Below are 22,776 nucleotides of genomic sequence, written 5' to 3'. Positions count from 1 at the left end.
TCGAATAGTATAAGTTATATATACATCAACACTTATTACCAGAATAATCTGCGTAATCATTTAAAACCGGCTCCGTAATCTGAGCTGATTTATTAATACTTTAAGCTTGTCAAGATTCTATTTATCAGGATTTTTCTACGTTTAAAAATCTCAGAATAATTATTGAACCTGAATGGTGAGGACAACTTGGTTTCAGAGGCATTAAAAAAGCAAATAGACCGATTCCTGCTGGCTCTCGGTTTTTCCCTTATGTTCGGGATAATGATTCTTGGACAGAATTTCAGGAATTCTGTCGGTCAAGCGGTAGGGATTTTAATGAATCCCGTACTTGCTCTTGTCGGACAGAATAATTTCCATCTGATTCTTTTAATTATGGCGGCTATCACTGCTATCTATGCATCCCTTATTCAGAAGTACACAATCGACTGGGACCTGATGAGGAATACCCAGGATCGCATGAAAGTCTTTCAGAAGGAATTCAGGGAAGCACAGCTTTCCCAGAATACCTATATGCTGAAAAAGCTTGAAGATCAGCGCAAGGAGATGATGGAAGACCAGATGAAAATGTCCAAGCAGCAGTTCAAGCCCATGGCTTATATCAGTATTATTTCCCTTCCTCTCTTTATGTGGGCTTACTATTACATTAGCGGACATGGGGCTGCCACGATGGTTTTTCCCTTCTGGGGTGAACAGTTGCTTACATCTCATGCATTTGGTCCCTTCCAGCACTGGATATACTGGTACTTTATCTCTTCTCTCGGAGTCAGCCAGCTTATCAGAAAGGCTTTGAATATCGGTGGGGTCTGATGCAGATAACAGTAAGCGGGCTTCCTGGGAGTGGAACAACAACAACTTCAAGACTTCTTGCTGAATACTACGAACTTGAATTAATTTCCTCGGGTGAAGCTTTTAGGAAGATAGCCAGGGAAAAGGGAATGAGCCTTGCAGAATTCGGAGCTATGGCTGAAAAAGATCCTTCAATTGATCTGGCTATCGATAAAAACCAGAGAGCTATCGTTCGCAGTCAGGATAATCTCATTCTTGAAAGCAGGCTTGCAGGCCATATGGCCAAAGATGTCCCGAATGTGCTTAAAATCTGGATAAAGGCCCCATTACCTGTTAGGGTAAAACGCATTCATAGGCGGGAGAAATCGATATCTTTTGATGAAGAACTTGATAAAACGGTCAGAAGAGAAAAATCCGAAGCCCTCCGTTATATGAGTTATTACAAGATTGATATTGGAGACCTCTCTATTTACGATATTGTTATTGATTCTGAAAAATGGAACCAGTACCAGATTCTTGATATTCTAAGGGTTGCTATCGATTCCCTTTTAGGGCCTGAATAATTTCTCGCAATGCCTGTCAAAGGCTGGGTTTTTATACAAAGCGTAGTGTTTTATCTGCCATGACTTGAGGTACTGCCCTAATTAATCGGGAATATCCGGTTATAAGGGTGTCCTGTTGCTTCATGAAGACATCCTGTACCCATCTGCTCCTAAAAAGGGTTATTTATCGTAAGTCTTTCGGCGCATCTGATATTCTCTTACCTGTATTGCCGGAATTTCTTCAGATTTCCGGTTTGTTACCTTTTATATGTTTGTTACGGATTATATTATATACTGTATTTACATCTAGCACTCACTCAGATCTACATATTCAGTTATACCCCCATTCACTTAGATCCCATTCAGTTATACCACACATTTCACTCATCTACGCATTCAGTTATACCACACATTCACTTAGATCTAGCATTCCGTTATATCACATTTCACTTAGATCTATACATTCAGTTCTATTTATGCATGCAACTCAGGAGTTTTTGAAAAACCATGTCATCCGCCGGCAAATTGCCCTCCGAAATTGAAAGAACTCTGGTCCGGAAGTCCGGCGCCTGGACAAATCCTTCTTACGGCTGTTATCCGGAAAAGCGCCCTATCCTCGAGTATATCGAAAAAGGGGTTGTAAATATTGATAAACCCAAGGGGCCCACAAGCCATGAGGTTGCAGCCTGGGTAAAAGCTATTCTTGGAGTGAATACGGCAGGACATGCAGGCTCTCTTGATCCCAAGGTTACAGGGCTTTTGCCGACTTTGCTCGGAAAGGCTACAAAAGCCGTACCTGCCCTGCGCCTTTCGGGAAAGGAGTATATCTGCCTGCTGAAGCTTCATCGGGAAATGCCTCCAAAACTGGTTAGGAAGGTCTGCGAGGAGTTTTCCGGCCCTATCTATCAGGTGCCTCCTATCAAATCCGCTGTAAAGCGCGTACTCAGGATAAGAACGATCTATTATCTTGAGGTGATTGAAATTGAAGGAAGTGCAGTACTGTTTCGCGCAGGGTGTGAGGCAGGGACTTATATCAGGAAGCTCTGCCACGACATAGGGCTTGCTTTAGGCTGCGGTGGGCATATGCAGGAACTCAGGAGGACAAAGGCAGGCCCGTTTACCGAGAAAACGCTTATCACCCTTCAGGATCTGAAAGATGCATATATGTTCTGGACGGAAGATGGGGATGAGTCTGAACTCAGGCACGTCATCCGTCCCATGGAATCGGCTGTATCCCATCTCCCCAAAATTATCATGCGGGACAGTGCCGTAGATGCGGTCTGTTCCGGTGCCTCCCTGGCTGTTCCGGGTATTACGAGCCTGGATTCAAACCTTAAGAAAGGCGATCTTATCGGACTATTTACCCTTAAAGGTGAACTTGTAGCCCTTGCAAAAGCTGAGATGAATACAGAAGAGATTCTCAAAGCCTCGGCAGGGCTTGCAGCTACAACTGCTCGGATTACGATGAAAATCGGGACTTACCCAAAAGGTTGGACTAAAAAAGAAGAGAATGTTCAGCTCTGACCTTTAAAATTATTTTTACATCATTGCTCCTAGAATAAGATTTATATATCACTATTCCGTTATGGTATAAGTCGTGGCATAAGCTTTGTGCCGAGGTAGTCTAGTGGTAGGGCGCAAGCCTGGAAAGCTTGTGGGGCTTAGCCCCTCGGGAGTTCGAATCTCCCCCTCGGCGTAGATTTTTCTTACTTGTGACTTTTCTTACTTCTATATATGCCAGTTTCTAAGGATTTTCTTTATATGTGTCAACGTTTTTCTAAAAACATTGTCTGCAATATTTTCCTTACATCTCTGCAGAAGATTCATATTCAGTAACGGATCCGATGCAGATATCCTTATATACTGGGAACTGCATGTAAATGAACTCATCAGTATATGCTGTAAAGAAGCTCCTTTTGAGAGCTGCTCCTGAGTTTTTCGCGTATTCCTAAGGGTATTCGATCAGGGGCTACAGGATGCTGTATGCATTCCCATGGAGGGAGTATATGGTAGAAGTAAAAAATAATGAAGAATTGAGGCATCTTGTTCGGATTATGAATACCGACTTGCAAGGGACAAAGCCCGTACAGTACGCCCTTACAGGTCTTCCAGGCATTGGAAGAAGAACTGCTATCCTTCTGGCAAGAGGCGCAGGGGTTGACCCTTCTGCTACACTTGGATATCTGCCAGATGAAGATGTGGCAAAACTCGACGATGCAATCGGAAAGTTTGAAGAGATTGTACCTTCCTGGATGTTGAACAGGCAGAAGGACCTGGCAACAGGAGAGGACAAGCACCTGCTCGGAACGGACATCTTACTGACATTCAGGGAAGATATTAACAACCTGAAGAAGGTTCGCGCCTACAGAGGTCTGAGGCACGAAAGAGGCCTTAAGGTCAGAGGACAGAGGACTAAATCCACAGGCCGCCGCGGGTCAACTGTCGGTGTCAGCAGGAAGAAGTGATTTTCCGATTAGGTGATTTTTAATGACATATCCAGGTAAAAAAAGTAAAAGTTACGAGACTCCAAGGCACCCGTGGCAGGAAGCCAGAATGGCTGCCGAAGTCCAGCTGGTTAAGGCATACGGACTCAGAAATAAGAGGGAAGTCTGGAAAGCAGCCAGTATGCTCAGGATGTACAGGTCCGAAGCCAGGAACCTGCTTGCAAATGTTGCAGAAGGTCAGCAAGGAGGACTTGAAGGACACCTGAAAACCCAGTCCGATGAAATTCTTTCAAAGCTTATCCGCTACGGTATCATCAAGTCGGACTCTAACATTGACGATATCCTCTCTTTAAAAACTGAAAATCTCCTTGAAAGGAGGCTTCAGACCCAGGTTCTCCGTCTCGGGCTTGCCAGGACAGTCGTCCAGGCACGTCAGTTCATCACTCACGGGCACATTGCAGTGAACGGAAGAAAGGCTACAATTCCGAGTATGCTGATCTCTAAGGAAGATGAGATGCATATCGGGTATTACGGGACTTCTCCACTTGTCAGCGAATCTCATCCGGAAAGACCTGTCCAGGTGGCATCTGCTCTTGCAGACAGCGCAACTACTCTCAAAGCTGTTGCCGATGCAAAGCAAGCCAGGGAGAGACCTCCTGAAAGAGGAAGAGGCGGCGGAAAGAAGAAAAGAGGGAGGAGATAATCATGGCAGATATGAAATGGGCCGTGGCTCACATTAAATCCTCGTTTAATAACACGCTCATTACTGTAACAGATATCACGGGGGCTGAGACTATTGCAAAGTCCTCCGGTGGTATGGTCGTAAAAGCCGCAAGGGACGAAAGCTCTCCTTACACTGCCATGCAGATGGCAGGCCAGCTTGCTGACCAGCTAAGGGACAAGGGCATCAACGGTATCCATATCAGGGTAAGAGCCCCTGGTGGAAACAAGCAAAGGAGCCCGGGTCCTGGTGCTCAGGCCGCAATCAGGGCTTTTGCAAGAGCAGGAATCCGCATTGGCAGAATCGAAGACGTTACTCCTGTCCCGCACGACGGTACTCGTCCGAAAGGCGGAAGGCGCGTATAAGAGAGTTCTTCACGGAATTCTTCGAGAGTTCCTCAGGGAATTCTTCAGAGAATTCTCTTTTTTGAATGCATTAAAATATAAGGGAAATCAAGGTATATGACGATGGAAGTAGACATTCTGGAGTTATCGGACAGATCTGCAAAATTCGTGCTTTCCAAGATTAGCACATCTTTTGCTAACGGCATTCGGCGTGCCATGATCGCAGATGTACCAACTCTTGCGATCGAGTATGTGAACCTTTATGACAACACCTCGGTACTCTATGATGAGCAGCTGACTCTACGTCTGTCCTTAATCCCGATAGTAACGGATGTAGAGACTTATGTACCCCAGGCAGAATGCGATGTATGCGGAGGAGTGGGCTGTCCTGCCTGCGAGGTCTCTTTAACCCTCAGCGCAGAAGGTCCTGTGACTGTTTATTCCAGGGACCTTATCTCCTCTGACCCTAAGATCCAGCCTGCTGATCCCAACGTACCGATTGTTGAGCTGAAAAAAGGGCAAAAACTCGTGCTTGAAGCTATTGCGCATATGGGTTACGGCAGGGACAGTGTCAGGTGGCAGGCAGGAGTTGCTTGCGGTTACAAGAACGTGCCTATCATAACCATTGCAAACTGTGATGCATGCGGGCACTGTGCAGCAGAATGCCCAAAAGGTATCATAAGGCTCGAAGGAGCAGGTGCGAAGGTTTCTGAGGATGATGTGCTAAAATGTTCGATCTGCAGGCTCTGTGAGCAGGTCTGTGACATTCACGCAATAAAAATCAACTTCGATGAAAACGCTTTTGTGTTTACCATGGAATCCGATGGTTCTTACACAGCCAAAGACCTTGCCCTGAATGCGGCAAAAGTGGTCAAGGGCAAAGCCGAAGAAATACTGAGCATTCTGGACCAGTTCTGAGCTTTCGCTTGGATACAGGCCCAAACTCATTTTTTTTAAAATTCAGCTCTTTCGGCCCTTAAAAATCTCAATACGTAGATATTTCTACTGAATTTTTGTACATGATTTACCTATTTCACACCTTTTTACGCTGATTTTGTGTCTGAATACCGCAGAAATTATTTTGCTCTATCCTGGATCTTCCGACAATTATTACCCGCGACCCTTGCGGCTCGAAATGTTTATATATTATCCACGATATTGTGAGGGAGTGCAAGGCGCAAAGCGCGCCGGATATCAAATTAAAACAGAATTACAAGATGCGAGGGTTGCCCAGCCAGGTCAAAGGCGCTAGGTTGAGGGCCTAGTCTTGTAGGAGTTCGTGGGTTCGAATCCCATCCCTCGCACCAAATTTCTTCATCTGTTTACTTCAAATACTTAACTTTTAAAACTTCAAATTTTCGTACGTTTCTTAAGGTTCTTTTTGTAAGGAATTTCTCAGAATTCTTTATATATTTGTATTCGCTATGCGAGGGTTGCCCAGCCAGGTCAAAGGCGCTAGGTTGAGGGCCTAGTCTTGTAGGAGTTCGTGGGTTCGAATCCCATCCCTCGCACTAAACATAATTCTATCGACTCAAGTTACAGTAGGTTTTTAAGTTTTAATAGGTCTTTTTTACAAAAGTTTTATTCCAAGATTTGCTGATTTGTTATTCAATGTGCGAGGGTTGCCCAGCCCGGTCAAAGGCGCCAGACTTAAGATCTGGCATCGAAGGATTTCGTGGGTTCAAATCCCACCCCTCGCACTAACTTTTTAATATCGAATTTTGGATTTTGCCTTTTTACTTCTTTTTATACAGGAGTACTGTAAGCAAGCTGGCTATTCCATAATATATCTCAAAGCCTGGTGTTTTCAAGATTTCGTTTTGTTCTTTTTGTGGTTCTTTATTCTCTGTGCTGTTTTTATTAGTTGTTTCAGTTGATGCAAGCTGTAATCCCTTTTCAGTTTCTTTAGATGATGGTTTCGCTGTGCCCGTTATTGCAAATGAAGAGAACCCTGAAGTTTTGGCTGTGAAATACAGGTATTTGTTATCTTCCCCTGACCGGTTTACCGGAAATTGCTCCCATTTTTTATCGCTGTATCTGTTCAGAGTAATGGAATCCTGATTGATCTTTTTGTCCTTTATCCAGGCTTTTTCAACCTTGAAACAAACAACTGGATTTTCTATGTTCTTTGAGGTTGCAACCCCTCCATTGCCGACCCAAACATTAAAGGATTTGTAAACTTCTCCAGAAGGTAATCCGGAAACCAGAGTAGATTTCCCTTTAAGCTGTTCGGCAATTGTTGTGGTCTTGCCAAAGGTTTTCTTTGAATCAAAGCTCACATATACGACACAGGTTGCGTTCTTTGCGAAATCAAACTTTACAGTTTTTCCATTTGTAATAAAGGCCTGTGAAAGTTCCTTTACCTGGACGTTCCTTGCAGGTTCAGGAGAACCACCTGCACCGCCACTGCTTCCACCGTTGGAACTGCTGTGGCTGCTTCCTCCATTGCTGCCACTGCCTGGACTGCTCGGTGTAAGTACATTTATCGCAGTCTTTTTTGAGGCAGTTCCGTTTTCATTATTTACTGTCAGATTTACAGTATATGTCCCAGGATTTGCATATACATAAACCGGATTTAGATCACTGGATTCGGGTTGTCCGTCGCCATTGAAGTCCCAGGTCCTTGAAGTTGCTTTCTGGGAAATATCATTAAACTGTACTGCCAGGGGAGCATAACCTTCTGTAACATTGCTATTGAAGTTTGCAACCGGAATGTTTGGGTCAATGACCGTGATATAATTATATTTTGTTATGACAGACTTACCGGCAGGGTCATGTGACATAAGTGTGACAGTGTATTTTCCTGGTTTTTTATAAGTGTGGGTTACGTAAAGATATATATCGTTTTTATCCTCATCAGAGAAAGCTTCAACTTTGGTTCCGTCTCCAAAATCCCAAATCCTAAAGTATGCAAAATCACCAGTTGCCTCTGAATAGGTTGTATCGTGGAATAGTACTGTAAGCGGTGAGATTCCAGATGTTACATTCGATGAGAAATGTGCAGGGATTGTCTTCTCATCCCCCCCGATGAGTACATAACCATATTTACTTATCGTGTCGCCGCCAGCGGAATTAGTTACGGTTAAATTAACAGTATATCCACCCATTCCATATACACTCATTTTTCCATATACATGAGTCGGATTCTTTTGTGTTGAGGTATTTCCATCTCCAAAATCCCATTCCCAGGATGTCGGTGAGCCTGTACTGCTGTCAAAGAATGAAACAACTTCATTTTCATAAATTCCGTGATCAGCAGTTCCATTTAATACTTTTTCTACTTCAGGTGAATAGAAATCCGCAACAGGTTTTCCAGTCGGGGAGCCTGCTGTAATTGTGATGTAACCCGGTTTGGTCACAGAATTGTTGCCTGCTTCATTTGCCACTGTTAAAGTAACGTTATATATTCCTGGCTTCGTAAAAGTGTGGGTTGCATTCGTTTCATGCTTTGAATCAATCCCGTCTCCAAAATCCCAGAGCCATGAAGTTGCTACCCCCCCAGTGCTGATATCATTGAATCGCACAACTAAAGGTACGGTTCCAGAAGTTACGTTTGCAGTAAATTCAGCCACGGGTGGCAAGGTATTTGTGGCAGAAAGATCACTCATATAGATGCCATTATCATTATCATTATCATTAGCAATACCATAGTTCCCGTTTATTCCCCAAACAATAGTATTGCCATATATATCAGGTGTTGTGTAAGTCCCTCTTGGATAAATATAGACTGAAGTGTTTTTTGCTGAAGGAATATCATAAACGTATACACCTGCATAACCAAATTGGTCATCGCCAGATTTTGAATATACGATTTTGTCCCCGTTTATATCAATATGAGTACCAGTGTCATCTCCTGCATCAACGATATCATACCCATATTCGTTGATGATGGATAGAGTATTACCTGTATTATCACTTGTAACATCTATGGTTTTCTTAGTAACAAGGTCATACATTTGGATATATCCGTCCCTTGAATAGAAGTCTGGCCATATCACTTTACTACCATATATATGGGGACTAAATACCTGACTGGAAGAGTGTACATTTACAGTTTCATTAGTATTAATATCGTAAACCGCTATGGTCCTCCCATCTGAATCCTCGTAACCATATGCTATTTTGGTATCGTATATATCAGGATCATTGCCTTCCGTAATTTTAGTCTGTGTAGAAGTCGATATATCGCGCATATATACGTTGTAATTATAATTTGATTCATTGTAATTTGCGCTCCATACGATTCTATTGCCATAAATAGCTGGAATGCTGCGGTTATCTATATCTTTTGTAATATGAGAACGAGCACCCGAAGGTATGTCATAAACTGTAAGTCTTGGCACTCCACTGCTTTCATCATACCAGACTAACTTATTGCCGTAAATAGCCGGATGAGATGCTGCAGAAGAGTTAACTGTAGTGTCAGTTTTCGCGGTCAAATCATAAACATGAATAACGCCACTGTCTGTCCATGCAACTTTGCTCCCATAAATAGCAGGATCAGATCCATTACCAATTCTCGTCACCTGTGCCGTTACCTGTGACGCTGACGCCACAGATGAAATTAAAATTGAAAATACAAAAATTAAGGTTGCCGAAGCTAAAGCTATCGAGTACAACTTTTGCTTATTTTTCATTTATTCTCTTTGCCCCCTAAAATCCAAAAAATGTTATACTACATACATTCTAATATTTTTTATATCTATTGTTTTCAAAACTTAATTATACTTAAGATCTGGCATCGAAGGATTTCATGGGTTCAAATTCCACCCTTCGAATTAAATAATAGGGTAATAGGTAATAAGAAAAAAACGCAACGCAACTGTTAAATATTCACAGTATTATCTTGTATAAGGAATTATAAAACTAAAATTAATTTTTTAATTTTATAGTATTATGTAAATATGAAAAAAAGCACCGCTATTTTGCAAGTTTATGCACAACCTTTTTTAGAAAAATTCATAAAAAATAATTCTTTAATTATACTTCAATCGAATAACCAAAATTTTCGCTATTTGTAATTTTTAGTTAAAACCGTTTCTTTAAAGTGTTCTAACAAAAGTTTACTTCTTTTTTATAAAGCGCTCCTGGAAGTATGCAAATGTAAAATATTTTACACATAGCTTTTTAGAATTTCCTCTCTCTTCAATATAGGATATATCATCTCTATTAATTAGACATTTTTCATTTTCTGTTAATAAGTATACATAGTTTGCATACTTCAAAATAATTCCTTTAATAATTCTTCCATTTTTACAATATACATTTCCCCTCGGATAATGGGCCTCACAGTATCCCTCACAAAAAGCCAAATTTGTAAAGATCAAGAAAGCAATTAAAAAAGATGGTAATATTATTAATGGCATACTGAGCTTATATAATTCATTGAGCTTATACAGTCCATAAATAATAAAAATTGCTAAATATGGAGTAGATTCTAGTAATAACCATTCCCATGTTTTTATTTTTGTGCAATCAAATTCATTAAATTTAATTAGAGATTTGCGCATTTCCTCAAATTTTTTAACATTTGAGCGAATAAATCGTAAAGTTATATATTCTACAAATATTAACAAATATGGAATATAATTTAAAAATAAATTAATTTCAGATTTAAAAAATGATAACTGGAAAGTATTATATTCACTAAAAAGTTCAAAAATAAATTCAATAAAACTTATTACCCCATATATTACCACATATGGTTTTAACACGAAGTTTATCATAAACAATATACCTGCAAAGTATTGCGATGCTACGTTATACTCTTCAACATGTGTTTCTCCCCAACGTACTCCAAAGTAGTAAATTATAGCACTAAAGAGAATAACCATGGTAGGAAGAAGTTGAATTAAATCAATATTTCCAGTAAATCCATTTTCAGTTAGATTAATATCCATTTTATCACAGAATGCAGATAGTATTATGTGAATCGCTCACTTACTTAATCTATATATTCTTTTATTATTACTATTATTCGGAAGTTATAACTTAAGTAATAGATGATTTTTTTTCAACAACTGAGACAAAAAATGGTTTGAAAACAGGTTGTCAATTGTCTTTTTAATAGGTAATTTGCAGTATTTTAAAAACTAGAGTTTATCTTTTTTAAAGTACTCCTATATTTTGTTTCTATTCCCTTTGATTCTTTTGGACTAAAGTCCAAGATTTTCTGTTTAATCTCATTTTCATAGATGAAAAATTGAGCTACGGGAACATTCAAAGGCTGATCCTCAATATTATTTGCTTCTTTCCCTATGTAAACGAGACCATCAGCTTGAATTTTTTTCTCCGAAATCCCAATCTCGCAATCAAGCAGGTGTTCAATATTTTGAGTAATTGAAACTAAAATAAAAGCAGTAAAAAGATATCAATAGGTTTATTTTGAGGCTTAATACAAGTTTCGTAATCTATTTTTATGTTTATGGTCACGGTAATCGACCATATCTTCTATATTCTTATATGATGCAGAATAACTGAGTTCAAAAAAGCATAGTAAGGGGATAAGCACAATAATAGGAAAGTGGTGCGATTAAAAAAATTGAAAAGTTGCCCACTATAAGTCGAAATATTATAAAAAATAATTGTGAATCCAAAGAATTGTATCATATCGTACAATATAAATAATACTTTAATCTTTTATTGTTAAGTTGCCCTCAGCTTTCGAATTATCTCTCGCCAGGGAGATACGTGTGGTGTAACACCATGCAAAAGACATACTATGGCAAAGGTGACAAACCTCGTCCGCAAAAACTATGAAAGAGATCCCGCTCCGGCAGAATCCGCCTCCGCTAAGAATCTCTTTTCATCAAAGCGCCCCCGCGCTTTAGTGAGGGCAACCACATGCTATTTATTGAATCCTAAGTATATTAGGTGGGATAATTGACAGATAAATTAACAAAAAATCAAAGACTGAAAATTAAGTTTGATGATTATTTTGAAGAAGGAATTATCCCAGCGTTGCAAGAAAAAGAATATAATAACAATTTTAAATCTTTCAGAGCTTTGAAGTCCAATAAATTGCCTTATATATATGATGTCTCTCACTTTTGTTCCTTATGTAATTTCTCAGAAAAACAAGTAAAATATTTTTTGATTAAAAGAGAGAAAGCTTACGTTACATTTAGTTTACCCAAAAAAGCTGGTGGCTTCAGGGAAATAAATGCTCCAACAAAACAAATGAAGCCTATTCAAAGATGGATATTGAATAAAATATTATATAAAATCGGTATTGGAGATTATGTCCACGGTTTTGTTCCAAAAAGATCAATTTTTACAAATGCCTCAATTCATGTTAGTCAAGATTTAGTCTTAGGAATTGATATAAAGGATTTTTTTCCAAGTATTGATATTAATAGCGTTTCTAGTATTTTTAGATCAGTAGGATATACTCAAAAAGCTGCTGATTTTCTAGCAGATTTGTGTACATACAAAGGCAAGTTACCTCAAGGTGCACCAACAAGTCCAATGTTAGCTAACCTAGCTGTTGCAGGACTTGATATTCTTATTGACAACTATTGCAGAAGAAGGAATTTTAAATATTCAAGATATGCAGATGATATTACGATCTCAGGTTCTCGAAAGCTCCCAATGCACAAACAAAAAATAATAGAAATTATCGAAGGAGATGGGTTTGTTGTCAACAAGGAAAAAACCAGATTGCATTCAAGAAGTTCTAGGCAAAAAGTAACAGGATTGGTTGTTAATGATAAATTAAGTATTGGTAGAGAAAATAAAAAGAGAGTAAGAGCAATTGTTCATAATATTCTAATGAATGGGCCTGTAATCGAAAATAGATCTAATGATCCATTTTTTAGAGAAAGAATATTTGGGCATCTCGGATATGCTAACACAATTGATCCTGAATTTGCTACCCCATTGATAAACTCTCTAAAAAATATCGATTGGTCCGAATACTACAAATCAATAAAAGAAATAAAAGAAAATGAAATAAATAAAAAACGTATTAAACAAATGAGTGGGACTGTTTTAATTGAATTTGATAAGTTGGGTTTTTTCAGAAAGGTTGCAGAGTTTCCTGAAGGAGAATTGACTGAATCTTTTAAAAATCAATTGGATAATTTACAAGAAAAATGTGATGTTAGTATACATGGGATTAAAGCTTGTAGTGATTGCTTAGATATTAAAAAAGAGATTTACAGTAAATGTATGAAATACGTAATAGGCCATTATACAGGTGTAACAGGTGGACATCATCATGGTCGTGAAATTTATGACATGAAAGCTTATACTGAATTATATGGTGATTCAATAGCAACTGCGTTTCTCATGAAGTCCAGTGTTCCTAAAAAAGAAAATAAAACTCCAAAGAAAACAAATTCAAGGAAAAGGACAACAACAGTGGATGATAATCTCTTCAGACAATTCTTTGATTGTACCAATTATGAAAGTGTCGACTTAATCGCTATAGCTACAAATAGTAACCTAAACAATGAATTGTGTGAACGTTTGGAGCGGTTAATCAAGACGATTAATAAAGCTGAAGAACACAAGGAGCAACTTTACTGCTTAATCATGAGAAAAGAAATGAAAAGAATACTATATGATTTTAATATAAATCACAAATCGGTATTAGAACAAAAATAACAAGAAGTGCAAAAATAGCAGCTTCGTATTCAAGTTGCTTTTCTTCTTCGTGAATAAGCAGACCTGCACTTATCACTGCATGTCTCTTTTCTAGGATTCGAAGTCTCAAAAGGCTGATTGCAGTTTTTACATAACTTTTTAATCAGGGCTCCCTCTTCCTTCCCCGCGTGCGCATCTCCTGGACTGCTGATGGGCTCTTCTTCTCTTCCCTGTGCTCTTTTGTGCTTCACTAAGCTTGCCTATATGTTCGTCCTTTCTGCTATCTGTTAATAAAGTGCCTTTAAATAAACTCACTATAGAGGTTAGCTTACCCCCCAGAAATCAAGTTCTCCCAAGCCCTAACCCTCTCCAAAACATGGCTGTTAAGGGTGAAAGGCTTACCATTTTTGGCGTTTTGCTTCATATAATGTAAAGTCCTAGAAAATCCCAACTTTTTGGTTGTTGTTTAGTTTTTTTGTTGTTAACTTGAATGTTGTTCATTTGGATTCGATTAAGGATTAAAACGTCAAAATTTGAGTAAAGTTTTGTGTAGTTGTCGGTATTCAAAGGGTTGTTAAAATTGCTGTATAAAATAGGTATCTGGCTTGGCAAGCGGTTCTGTAAAGTTAACTGATCCTGGATATTGGCTACCAAAAATCCGGGGCCATAATTCTAACCCTACTTTGACAGGAGCATACATTTTGTAATGTATAAATGGGCTTCATGCTTCTGTTTTCTTCATACAATTAAAATTTATATCATGTGTTTATTGATTTTTGATATTTGAAATTTTATTAAACTGTGATGTGTCAATACAACATGTTTTTTGTATGAAAATACTATAATAATTAGTAAAATCTGTCAAAGTAGGGTTCTAAAGCGCAGAGTTAAAAGAATAACGAATATTCAAATAATTTGTGAATTTAAATATCCGTATTGAGGTGTGCATATGATCGAAAACATGACACATGTAATGATATTCGTCAAAGACTATAATGAGGCGCTTGACTTTTATACGAATAAACTTGGCTTTGTAAAAGTCACAGACGTTAGTCCGGCACCAGGATGGCGCTTTTTGTCCGTCGCCCCAAAAGGCCAGGGTACGGAAATCGTTCTCCATGTACCCAACGCCGGAATGCAGGGCGAAGCCGAAGCAAAGCGGCAGGCAGGACTCATAGGTAAAACTCCTTCCTTGATGTTTAAAGTCGATGATTGCAAGAAGACGTGCGATGAGCTAAGATCAAAGGGCGTAATGATCGTAGAGGAGCCGAAAAAGGCGCCTTCCGGTATCCAGGCGCTCATCGTAGACCTGTATGGGAACCCATTGTGGCTCATAGAGCATCCCAAGTGAAAAAAAGTCTAAGGGTAAAAGGTTCATCACTTTTGGCGTTTTGTTTCATATAATGTAAAGTTCCCTTGGAAAACTCTAATTTTTTCCAATCAGAATATGAAATGTTAAGGATTTTTTGCCTAATTTCCTGAAAATCAACCCTCCGAACCCCAAATTCAGGGCTAACAAAATCTTTCTTTGGTTTTTTTCTGCCAGATAATGGCTTAACTCCCTGTTCTCTAAATTTTAATAAAAAACTTGCAATAAAAAGTTATTGCTTTCGTCTCATGAATAATTATAACTAATAAAAGACTATAACTTTATACTTTATTTGCGAATCTTCTATTGTGATAATATGGAAGAAAAAGAGAACCTAAAAGGATACAAAAGAAACAAAAATACACTATTAATAAATACCCTCAACTCTATTTTTAGTCTTCTTTTTCTGTTTGCAGGTCTGATATGCCTGTTTATTGGCGAAATTCTTGCGGGAATATGTTCAATTCTGATGGGAATTATATCGATTCCTTTAATTGCAGATGCTCTAAAAAAGAAAATAGGTGCATCACTCTCCTTTTTTCTGACAATTCTTATTACTCTTGTCTATTTCACGCAATTGGTATTACAGTAAATCCTTTTTGATCCTCAAGTAAATGCCATATAAGGAGTATGATATTCTTGAATGAAACTCTACTCATTGCCCCCTGTGGAATGAATTGTTGCATTTGCATGGCTTACTTAAGGAAGAAAAATAAATGTCCCGGCTGTAGAATTGAGGCTAACAAACCTGTTACTCGAGTCATATGCAAAATAAAAACATGTGAAACTTTAACAAAAAACAACTTAACATTTTGTTTTGAATGTGAAAATATTCCTTGTAATAATTTGAAACATCTGGATAAAAGGTATCGTACCAGATACAGTATGAGTATGATTGAAAATCTTGAAAACATTAAAAAACATGGTATGGAGGAATTTCTAAAAAATGAAAAAATAAGATGGACATGCACCGAATGCGGCGGCACAGTCTGCGTTCATAAAAGCAATTGTTCTAACTGTGGAAGGAAAATTTGAATTGAAAATTTTATATCCGGATGTTTGACAAACTCTAATTTATCAAATATTCTCATCCACGTCAATTGCCTGCACTTCTAATATTTTTAAGGCACTATAAGTAAACTTTTCATACTGGTGTGGAAATATAAGCTATTTAATAAAATACGGGGGGCTACTGGAATTGGTTTTATCCACAATTATCTCTGTTTTTTCTCTGGCAGCATTTGCAGTTATTCACAGCCTGACTGCAAGCCTGCCTTTCAAACGCCTCCTGGTGCGGGGCCTGGGTTCCAGGGCAGAAATGCTCTATCTGCCGGCATACAGCCTCATTGCAGTGCTGACAATATTGCCGCTCGTCTATCTGCTCTATAAATATCCGGGGCGAATTCTCTACAAAATACGTTCTCCCTGGCGCTGGCTGATGGTCGGCGGACAGTTAATTGCTGCGATCATTGCCCCAAGAGCTTTTCAGGATGCCCCGCATAGATTCAAAATACGCTCACAACTCTCTGCTCCCCGGACTCCCGAAGCCGGCTCCCTGAATATCCGGGGCATTTACCGATGGATAAGGGACCCCTTCCTGCTCTCGGGCCTGGTCATAATCTGGCTCACTCCTATTATGACCGTCAATCTGCTTGTCATATACATTTTGACTACCATATACCTGTTTCTTGGGTCCCTGCACTGGGAAACAAGGCTGGTGGCACAGTTTGGGGACGAATACCGGAAGTACCAGATACGGGTTAACAGGATAATTCCCGGATTAAGGGGAAGCGTTAAAGAATTTGATTAATCTCCAGCTTTATACACCAATAACCAAGATCTTCAGTTCAGGTAATGCTTTGCCAGGTCTTTCTTTTTAAAAGGTTACCTTGAATTGAATTTTTGCTTTATAGCGGACTTGCTATCTCTTTCTGTTCAATTTCGTCTTTTCTGGCATCTTGCAATCGGTAGTCCTGTTCTTTAGTCATTGACCTGTTTTTTTGTTTCTTCTTTCAGGCAACAAGCTAATTCTCAGTTTAATATGTAGCCAGTCTAATATCATAGGACTTACGCACTTAAAGTACCAAATCAAGTACGAGCAGCATCACCGGAATTAGTAGGATTTAGACAGTTAAGTATTTAGTGTTGCTGTTTTTCTGTTCAACTGCGTAAGTCCTATATCAGTCTAATACCAGTCCAATACTAGTCCAATATATAACACTAAATATAATTAAATTACAATTTAACTTAAACACCAGAAATCCCATAAATTAGGTTCAGACGAAATCAGCAGGTTGATGAAAACTTATGATAAAAGCAGGCAGTTCTTTTTTTCACAATGGAAAACGCTGTACCATCGGCGCGGTTATCTCGCTCAAAGGATTGCTTTACATGGTTACGGTTTCTCATATATTTCGGGGAGAAGGAGACCATTTAAGAGCTGATGGAATGAAACTCGTTGTTACGCGAATTTTGAAAGATTATGGTTTAGCCTTGATAGAGCTTCCTCCTGACAGCGCGGTTGAGATCACGGAATTTGGCAGCCCGGCCGAACTGGAGCTAGCTGTGCTTATTAACGATACTCGTACTATCCATTATTGCAGGGTGGTTAATGCCGGGGCTTCATTGCTTTTTCTGGGCTTCCAATGCCATGATATGCCGGAGCCGGAAGATAGTGGCACTCCTGTCCTGCAGGGAGGGAAGGTAATAGGGATGATGTCCTCGACAACACTGGACACCTGCATGGGAATCGCGATTTCATCTAATATTCTCCGCAGCCTGGAAAGACAAAGAAAAAGAAAGTAAAGATAGAAAACCCTCGGATTCTAAAACATGACTATTGAGAGTGAAAGGCTCATCACTTTTGGCTTTTTGTTTCATATAATGTAAAGTTCCTCTGGAAAACCCTAACTTTTTCCAATCAAAATCAGAAATACTCCGAATTTTTTGCCTAATTTCCTGAGAATCAACTCTCTAAACCCCAAATTCAGGACTAACAAAATCTAATTCTTTGTTTTTCCCTGTCAGGTGATGGCTTAACTCTCTGGCTTTTAAGGATGAAATATATCCGCAGGTCATAATCGGTTTTCCAATATCTGTTTTATTTTTAACTTCTTCTTTTCATGGGTTGTCTTATAATAGTTTTAAGTTTTTCCGGGTTTGTTCTGCGCATATTACTTATGTATATTTCATGATGTTTCTCACCAGGTATATAGCCATCAAATTCATAGCCGTTCTCTTCAATGAAATTATGTAGTTTCTCTATCGTCGGGCCTTCCTCAGAGTATGGGCCAATATGCATTATCTGAGCTGATAATCCTTCATGCAGGCTTTCAAACCTTATCCGGGAAAGTGCAGGGGGATTTTTCTTTTTTTCCACTTCTTCTATAGCTTTTTTCATCATATCTTTAGTGATAAAGCCGGGTTGTCTTATCATTGCTGTCCATTTCCAGCCACTCTTATCCTGAATGCTGAAATCTTCCATGTTTTCAACCCACCAGAGCCCTTCAAGAGGCATTACCACATAATCCTGCGAGTTCTCTTTTTCAGAGATAAATTTAACTTTAAAAGATACTGAAAACAATGCTTCTATTGAAGCTTGATATTCCTGTGATGTATTTGGATCTCCTTCGCCATCTATCATTAGAAAATTCATTTCAGGAACGTCTACAATTGAAACTTCTTTTGCGGATGGATTGTATAGTTCTTTATTTTCTTTTTTAAAGTCTCTCTTTGGCATTCTGCACCATCCTCATATTTTTTAACTTTTTCTAATTGTACTTATAGTAAACTTACGAATTAATTCTGCTTTTATCTTTTCATTTGAAACTGTAGGCAACTCAACAATTAACTGCATTTTAGAGCGTAATTTACCTTTTTGCGTTCCTGTACCGCAGTAAACCGGATATTCAGACAGCAGGGTGGGGGATTTGTGATCAAAGAATAGGTGTAAACGTCATAATTTGTGAACAGAATTCGGAACCGGAGTAATAATAAACATCCTTTGTGAACATCCTAAACTCATGGCTGACAGCCGGCCCTTTACAGTCCCTCTCAAATTTGACTATTTCGAAACCTTTAAAGTTCAAAAAAACATATTTATAATTGCTGTTTCAGGAGCCATCTCTGGAAGATGAGAATTGAAAAGTATCCTGGGCTAGATTCGGAAAGATATGTCTGCATTTTTATAACTGTCATTATTATTGTGATCATCCAAAATCTAAAGTTCGGTGTGACGAAGTGGGTTGCACGCTTATCATAAAAAGGAGTCAGAACCATGCGTGATGCGAAACTGATCAATGTACTTGCAGAATATCTCGCTAAATGCACAGAATTACATTTCAGGAACGAACCAATACCCTCAGAGAGTCTGGAAGGTTTTATGGTTAATATTGTAAGTTGCCTGGATGTAGGTGATATCGGGGATGTCGGCAAAGAGTTAATCCCACTCAAGAAGGCACGCGAGATTATCAGGCTTGCAAGGCGTGAATTTGAGTGGCAGTGTGACAACACAGATCATCCGGAAGACTGGGAAACCTGCCTGCGGAATGCGGTCTCCGGGAATGTATAAAATCGTTTGGAAATTTGCCTTGAGACGTTGTAAAGTTGCGGGTAGTGTTTCAAGGCTCAATTTTTGGAAAATGGGGATGGCAGCACTTCTACATCTCTTCGAGAGTCGGTACGGAGTCAAATTTTGCAGGAGTTCCTGCTTTCTAATCACACTATCAACATTAAAATAATTTTAAAAATTTTTTATAACTTGAGCTCGTCCCCAACTCAAAATTTGTTTCTTTAAATTTCATCTTTTAAGTAACCAATCGAGTCCCTGATTATGAAATCAATCCTGAAACCGTTATTTTCCCCACGTTTGAAATGTCCGCAGCTTCAGGAAAGCCTATCTGGTCAACTTTTCTAAAGTATTCTATCCGATTGTTTTCAGATACACGGTAGGTCGTCGGTGCTCTTTGAGCCAGGGCTTCGTTTTGCTGGCATGTTTTGAGTCCTTTTGCTCATTTTTGTGACTGCCCTTCGCATTCTTTACAGGCTCGGTGCTCATGCCCTCAAACCCGATAGATATGGTAAATTGCTGGTTTTCTATGTCTCAAGCATTAAGGAATTAAGCAGAATATATTATTTTCCTTTAAGCTCGCTTGCTCTCTTCTCTGCCTCTTCTTCTGTCTGGAATATTTCACCGGTACCCGTACACTTTCGCAGGTCATGGTCACAGTGATATATAATATACAGAGTTTCTATCAGGCTGTCAGCAGGCACATAATTTATCTGGGTTTCTCCCCGATTTATGCGAATATATTTCTGCCCGTCTATCTCGATTTCTCCCGCCTCTTTCATCGCATCATATTCATAATACAAATCATTATCCAGCACTGACTGCCATTCCTCAACGAAATAATCCGGCTGGCCCTCAATGTAATTTGTTTCACAATATGGAATGTCTGAGCCCTTCACATACTCAAACATGCTTTCATGTACGTCTACCTGCTTTACTTTTCCGTAAAGCAAGATGTTTATGTTTATCACTTTCTTTTCATCTCCTTGTCTAAATCTCTATCACTTTTTATATCGGTTAAAGTATAATTACTTCCCTGTCACAAAGTAAAAAGAAAATGATCAGTAAGGCTTTAGAAAACAGGATCTATGAACTCTTTTTCTTCTTCAAAATATACCTGCATTTCCATAATCAATAAAGTTCCTGACCAGAACAGCAGCCCTGAAAAACTTAAATGGTTGTCAATAAAAAACTTTTGAAATAAACTCAATAATAAAAAATTAAGAATTAGGTTGTGGGAGTCGGTTTCCGTAAAATCACGATAATAAGGAAGGCTCTCACATCTGGTCAAACAAGATAAGTATGCACGTTTATCAAGTTTGATCGATGACCCCCACAAATCTTTAGCTTTGACCTTTTTTATTGGCTTTTTTAATTTAATGTGTTCATTTGTTTAGGGACTATCAGGACTTATGCTGTTTAACTGAAACGCCAGCAGCATGAAACTTCAAACAGTCTGAACCACGATATTTAAGGCATGCCTGCAAATGCTTTATTTTGCTTCCCCAATGAGTAAGTCCTATTCGAATTTTCCGTTTTCCCTTTCCAGGACCCGGGTACGTAATGAGGCTTATAGCTAGTCTTTTCATCTCTTTTCGGAGTTGCTTTTGTTCCTTTCCAGGATCCGGGTACATAACGAGGCTTGTAGCTAATCTTCTCACCGATTGTAGTTTCTTTGATCCCTTTCCAGGATCCAGGTACATAACGTTGCTTGTAGCTAACCTTTTCACCTATTGGAGTTTCTTCGGTTCCTTTCCATGAGCCGGGTACATAGCGTTGCTTGTAGCTAACCTTCTCATCTCTCTTCGGAATCTTCTTGACTTCTATTCTTGTCATCTTAGCTGCTTTATCAGTTTTTGCTTTTGTTTCATGTCTCTTATGCAAGTCACTCACCTCTGTATTTTATTCCTGTGGTTTAACTGCAAAATTGGTCGCATAAAACATTAAACACGTTAGATTACACGTTAAAATATAAATAAATGTTTAACAGTATCACTTAGTTTTTTGGCTATTTTTAGAGTACCTTTTCCTGGATGGTGCTTTTATAGTATACACGGCTTGTACTCAGTTTTCTTCCTCAAGGCTTTGACTCTCTACTCCTCTGTAGAATTACTTAAAACGGCGCAAAGTATCCGTTTTTCCCGCAATTTCCTGCCGTTACCAACGGACAAGGTGGATATTTTGACGAATATTCTGATAGAAGTTCATGCGTTCGAATTGCACCTTCGCAATACAAACTTGTTACTCTGGTAAAATAAGAAAAGTTTGATGAAATAAGAAGAGTCTATTTTAATTTACGTATATACATAACGTGTATTATCTTATACAGAAACTTCGTTTGTCTCCTTTATTTTTCCATTTTGTTTTTACCATCTTATATGTATCTGTTACTGCAAATATCAGTGTAGCGAAAAATGTGATAATCCCAATAACTATCAAATAGAGACTAAACCCCAATAGAGCAAATAGCGCAAGTTCTCTATACAGATCTCCTGCATAGCCCTGACCGACTCCTGGAAAGATGCAGGCTAATAACGCTACAGTGACAGGACTTTTTCTAAAATTATACTCTTCTTGTTTACGTTTTGGGGTTATTTTTAAGTCTCCAATGCAGATTATATACACGAATTCGACTTCGACAAGGTGGAGAGTATATTTTCATTTATCATTTTTAACTGGGGCAGGCTTTCGGGTAAGATTTTATGATTTTCTATGAGCTTATCGATAAAATGCATAACATATATATTATCAATACACTTTTATTTATATTGTTATATTTAAAAACTATTCTTCCTTGTGGAGTTCATTTCTTCTCTATATTCCCTGACAAATTCTACATATTCTGCGGCGTTTTCTGCTATGGCTTCAATTTCTGATTCTTCCAGTTCTCTCTTTACTTTTCCAGGAACTCCGATAATCAGGCTATTCTCTTTTAATTTCTTGCCCTCAGAAACAAGTGCATTAGCGCCTACGATGGAATTTTTTCCTATCTCAGCCCCATTCAATATTGTAGAATTCATTCCTACAAGCACATTATTTTCGATCCTGCACCCGTGAAGCACAGCCCCATGCCCCACACTCACATCATTTCCAATCTCAACCCCATTTTCTGGATTTGCATGAATTACCACGTTATCCTGAATGCTTGTCCGATTCCCTATTTTGATCTTATTTCGATCTCCCCGAATAACTGCATTAAACCATACACTGGAAAGATCTCCAATCTCAACATCCCCTATCACATCTGCAGAATCCGCAATAAAAGCAGTCTCTGAGATTTTCGGGCTTTTGCCTTTAAAATTCATTATCATTAATATTTCTCCTTCTTTTTCACATTTATTCTTCCGTTACTATCTTTTATATAGGCATTTCTTACGTCGTTTTTTTGATTTTCTCTAGGTATACATGTAATTATCT

The 22,776-nt window shown here is 38.7% G+C and carries 23 protein-coding genes, 4 tRNA genes and 1 pseudogene; 19 read left to right on the top strand and 9 right to left on the bottom strand.

The window, feature by feature from the left end:
- The first annotated feature begins 186 nt into the window (after positions 1-186).
- The 11 genes from RG963_RS12625 (at position 187) to RG963_RS12575 (ending at position 6,537) form a co-directional block, all read left to right on the top strand.
- Positions 187-807: a DUF106 domain-containing protein gene (locus RG963_RS12625; RefSeq protein WP_310576633.1), complete on the top strand. Its 621-nt coding sequence runs from the start codon at positions 187-189 to the stop codon at positions 805-807.
- The gene (gene cmk, locus RG963_RS12620; protein WP_310576632.1) at positions 807-1,349 is read left to right on the top strand and encodes a (d)CMP kinase; all 543 of its coding nucleotides are present in this window, start codon (positions 807-809) and stop codon (positions 1,347-1,349) included. Before RG963_RS12625 ends, cmk begins: the two co-directional genes overlap by 1 nt.
- A gap of 486 nt (positions 1,350-1,835) precedes the next feature.
- Positions 1,836-2,852: an RNA-guided pseudouridylation complex pseudouridine synthase subunit Cbf5 gene (locus RG963_RS12615; protein WP_310576631.1), complete on the top strand. Its 1,017-nt coding sequence runs from the start codon at positions 1,836-1,838 to the stop codon at positions 2,850-2,852.
- 89 nt (positions 2,853-2,941) lie between these two features.
- A tRNA-Ser gene (locus RG963_RS12610) sits at positions 2,942-3,024 on the top strand.
- Between the two features lie 280 nt (positions 3,025-3,304).
- Positions 3,305-3,793, top strand: coding sequence for a 30S ribosomal protein S13 (locus tag RG963_RS12605; protein WP_310576630.1), 489 nt, complete (start codon positions 3,305-3,307; stop codon positions 3,791-3,793).
- Positions 3,794-3,815: 22 nt separating this feature from the next.
- Positions 3,816-4,475: a 30S ribosomal protein S4 gene (locus tag RG963_RS12600; RefSeq protein WP_310576629.1), complete on the top strand. Its 660-nt coding sequence runs from the start codon at positions 3,816-3,818 to the stop codon at positions 4,473-4,475.
- Positions 4,476-4,477: 2 nt separating this feature from the next.
- The gene (locus RG963_RS12595) at positions 4,478-4,858 is read left to right on the top strand and encodes a 30S ribosomal protein S11 (RefSeq protein ID WP_310576628.1); all 381 of its coding nucleotides are present in this window, start codon (positions 4,478-4,480) and stop codon (positions 4,856-4,858) included.
- 96 nt (positions 4,859-4,954) lie between these two features.
- The gene (locus RG963_RS12590; protein WP_310576627.1) at positions 4,955-5,755 is read left to right on the top strand and encodes a DNA-directed RNA polymerase subunit D; all 801 of its coding nucleotides are present in this window, start codon (positions 4,955-4,957) and stop codon (positions 5,753-5,755) included.
- A 301-nt stretch (positions 5,756-6,056) separates the two neighbouring features.
- Positions 6,057-6,144 (top strand) — tRNA-Leu (locus RG963_RS12585).
- A gap of 119 nt (positions 6,145-6,263) precedes the next feature.
- Positions 6,264-6,348: transfer RNA gene (locus RG963_RS12580), tRNA-Leu, on the top strand.
- 104 nt (positions 6,349-6,452) lie between these two features.
- Positions 6,453-6,537 (top strand) — tRNA-Leu (locus RG963_RS12575).
- 36 nt (positions 6,538-6,573) lie between these two features.
- Here RG963_RS12575 and RG963_RS12570 read toward each other — a convergent pair.
- Together RG963_RS12570 and RG963_RS12565 are read right to left on the bottom strand one after the other, a co-directional pair.
- A complete protein-coding gene (locus tag RG963_RS12570) occupies positions 6,574-9,474 on the bottom strand; it encodes a PGF-pre-PGF domain-containing protein (RefSeq protein ID WP_396654728.1) in 2,901 nt (966 codons plus the stop codon).
- Between the two features lie 426 nt (positions 9,475-9,900).
- The gene (locus RG963_RS12565) at positions 9,901-10,737 is read right to left on the bottom strand and encodes a hypothetical protein (protein ID WP_310576625.1); all 837 of its coding nucleotides are present in this window, start codon (positions 10,735-10,737) and stop codon (positions 9,901-9,903) included.
- A gap of 982 nt (positions 10,738-11,719) precedes the next feature.
- On the opposite strand from RG963_RS12565, the gene RG963_RS12560 reads away from it, so the two are divergent.
- A complete protein-coding gene (locus RG963_RS12560; RefSeq protein WP_310576624.1) occupies positions 11,720-13,444 on the top strand; it encodes a retron St85 family RNA-directed DNA polymerase in 1,725 nt (574 codons plus the stop codon).
- 29 nt (positions 13,445-13,473) lie between these two features.
- On the opposite strand, the gene RG963_RS12555 is transcribed toward RG963_RS12560, so the two are convergent.
- The gene (locus tag RG963_RS12555) at positions 13,474-13,674 is read right to left on the bottom strand and encodes a hypothetical protein (protein ID WP_310576623.1); all 201 of its coding nucleotides are present in this window, start codon (positions 13,672-13,674) and stop codon (positions 13,474-13,476) included.
- A gap of 698 nt (positions 13,675-14,372) precedes the next feature.
- On the opposite strand from RG963_RS12555, the gene RG963_RS12550 reads away from it, so the two are divergent.
- The 6 genes and pseudogenes from RG963_RS12550 (at position 14,373) to RG963_RS12525 (ending at position 17,597) form a co-directional block, all read left to right on the top strand.
- The gene (locus RG963_RS12550; RefSeq protein WP_310576622.1) at positions 14,373-14,774 is read left to right on the top strand and encodes a VOC family protein; all 402 of its coding nucleotides are present in this window, start codon (positions 14,373-14,375) and stop codon (positions 14,772-14,774) included.
- Positions 14,775-15,108: 334 nt separating this feature from the next.
- Positions 15,109-15,384: a hypothetical protein gene (locus RG963_RS12545; protein WP_310576621.1), complete on the top strand. Its 276-nt coding sequence runs from the start codon at positions 15,109-15,111 to the stop codon at positions 15,382-15,384.
- Between the two features lie 38 nt (positions 15,385-15,422).
- Positions 15,423-15,632, top strand: a pseudogene (locus RG963_RS12540) (DUF3795 domain-containing protein); the annotation flags it as partial.
- 45 nt (positions 15,633-15,677) lie between these two features.
- Positions 15,678-15,827, top strand: a complete 150-nt coding sequence (locus RG963_RS12535) for a hypothetical protein (RefSeq protein WP_310576634.1) — start codon at positions 15,678-15,680, stop codon at positions 15,825-15,827.
- Between the two features lie 163 nt (positions 15,828-15,990).
- A complete protein-coding gene (locus tag RG963_RS12530) occupies positions 15,991-16,602 on the top strand; it encodes a methyltransferase family protein (RefSeq protein ID WP_310576620.1) in 612 nt (203 codons plus the stop codon).
- 497 nt (positions 16,603-17,099) lie between these two features.
- A complete protein-coding gene (locus tag RG963_RS12525; RefSeq protein ID WP_310576619.1) occupies positions 17,100-17,597 on the top strand; it encodes a serine protease in 498 nt (165 codons plus the stop codon).
- 301 nt (positions 17,598-17,898) lie between these two features.
- On the opposite strand, the gene RG963_RS12520 is transcribed toward RG963_RS12525, so the two are convergent.
- A complete protein-coding gene (locus tag RG963_RS12520) occupies positions 17,899-18,531 on the bottom strand; it encodes a GyrI-like domain-containing protein (protein WP_310576618.1) in 633 nt (210 codons plus the stop codon).
- A gap of 537 nt (positions 18,532-19,068) precedes the next feature.
- On the opposite strand from RG963_RS12520, the gene RG963_RS12515 reads away from it, so the two are divergent.
- Positions 19,069-19,362, top strand: coding sequence for a hypothetical protein (locus RG963_RS12515; protein ID WP_310576617.1), 294 nt, complete (start codon positions 19,069-19,071; stop codon positions 19,360-19,362).
- Between the two features lie 351 nt (positions 19,363-19,713).
- Here RG963_RS12515 and RG963_RS12510 read toward each other — a convergent pair whose 3' ends face one another.
- The 5 genes from RG963_RS12510 to RG963_RS12490 all read right to left on the bottom strand — a co-directional run bounded on the left by RG963_RS12510 (position 19,714) and on the right by RG963_RS12490 (position 22,670).
- The gene (locus RG963_RS12510; protein ID WP_310576616.1) at positions 19,714-19,848 is read right to left on the bottom strand and encodes a hypothetical protein; all 135 of its coding nucleotides are present in this window, start codon (positions 19,846-19,848) and stop codon (positions 19,714-19,716) included.
- Positions 19,849-19,922: 74 nt separating this feature from the next.
- Entirely contained in the window at positions 19,923-20,330 is a 408-nt protein-coding gene (locus RG963_RS12505) for a hypothetical protein (RefSeq protein ID WP_310576615.1), read from the bottom strand.
- Between the two features lie 499 nt (positions 20,331-20,829).
- On the bottom strand, positions 20,830-21,195 hold the full coding sequence (locus RG963_RS12500) for a hypothetical protein (RefSeq protein WP_310576614.1): 366 nt from the start codon (positions 21,193-21,195) through the stop codon (positions 20,830-20,832).
- A gap of 480 nt (positions 21,196-21,675) precedes the next feature.
- Positions 21,676-21,984, bottom strand: coding sequence for a hypothetical protein (locus tag RG963_RS12495; RefSeq protein ID WP_310576613.1), 309 nt, complete (start codon positions 21,982-21,984; stop codon positions 21,676-21,678).
- A 152-nt stretch (positions 21,985-22,136) separates the two neighbouring features.
- Complete coding sequence (locus RG963_RS12490; RefSeq protein ID WP_310576612.1) at positions 22,137-22,670, bottom strand: gamma carbonic anhydrase family protein; 534 nt, start codon at positions 22,668-22,670, stop codon at positions 22,137-22,139.
- Positions 22,671-22,776: the final 106 nt, after the last annotated feature.

This window comes from Methanosarcina baikalica, from assembly GCF_031461075.1.
In the GTDB taxonomy this organism is placed as follows: Archaea; Halobacteriota; Methanosarcinia; order Methanosarcinales; family Methanosarcinaceae; genus Methanosarcina; species Methanosarcina baikalica.
The sequence above is the reverse complement of the archived record's forward strand: the minus strand, read 5'-3'. Positions and strand labels throughout refer to the sequence as shown.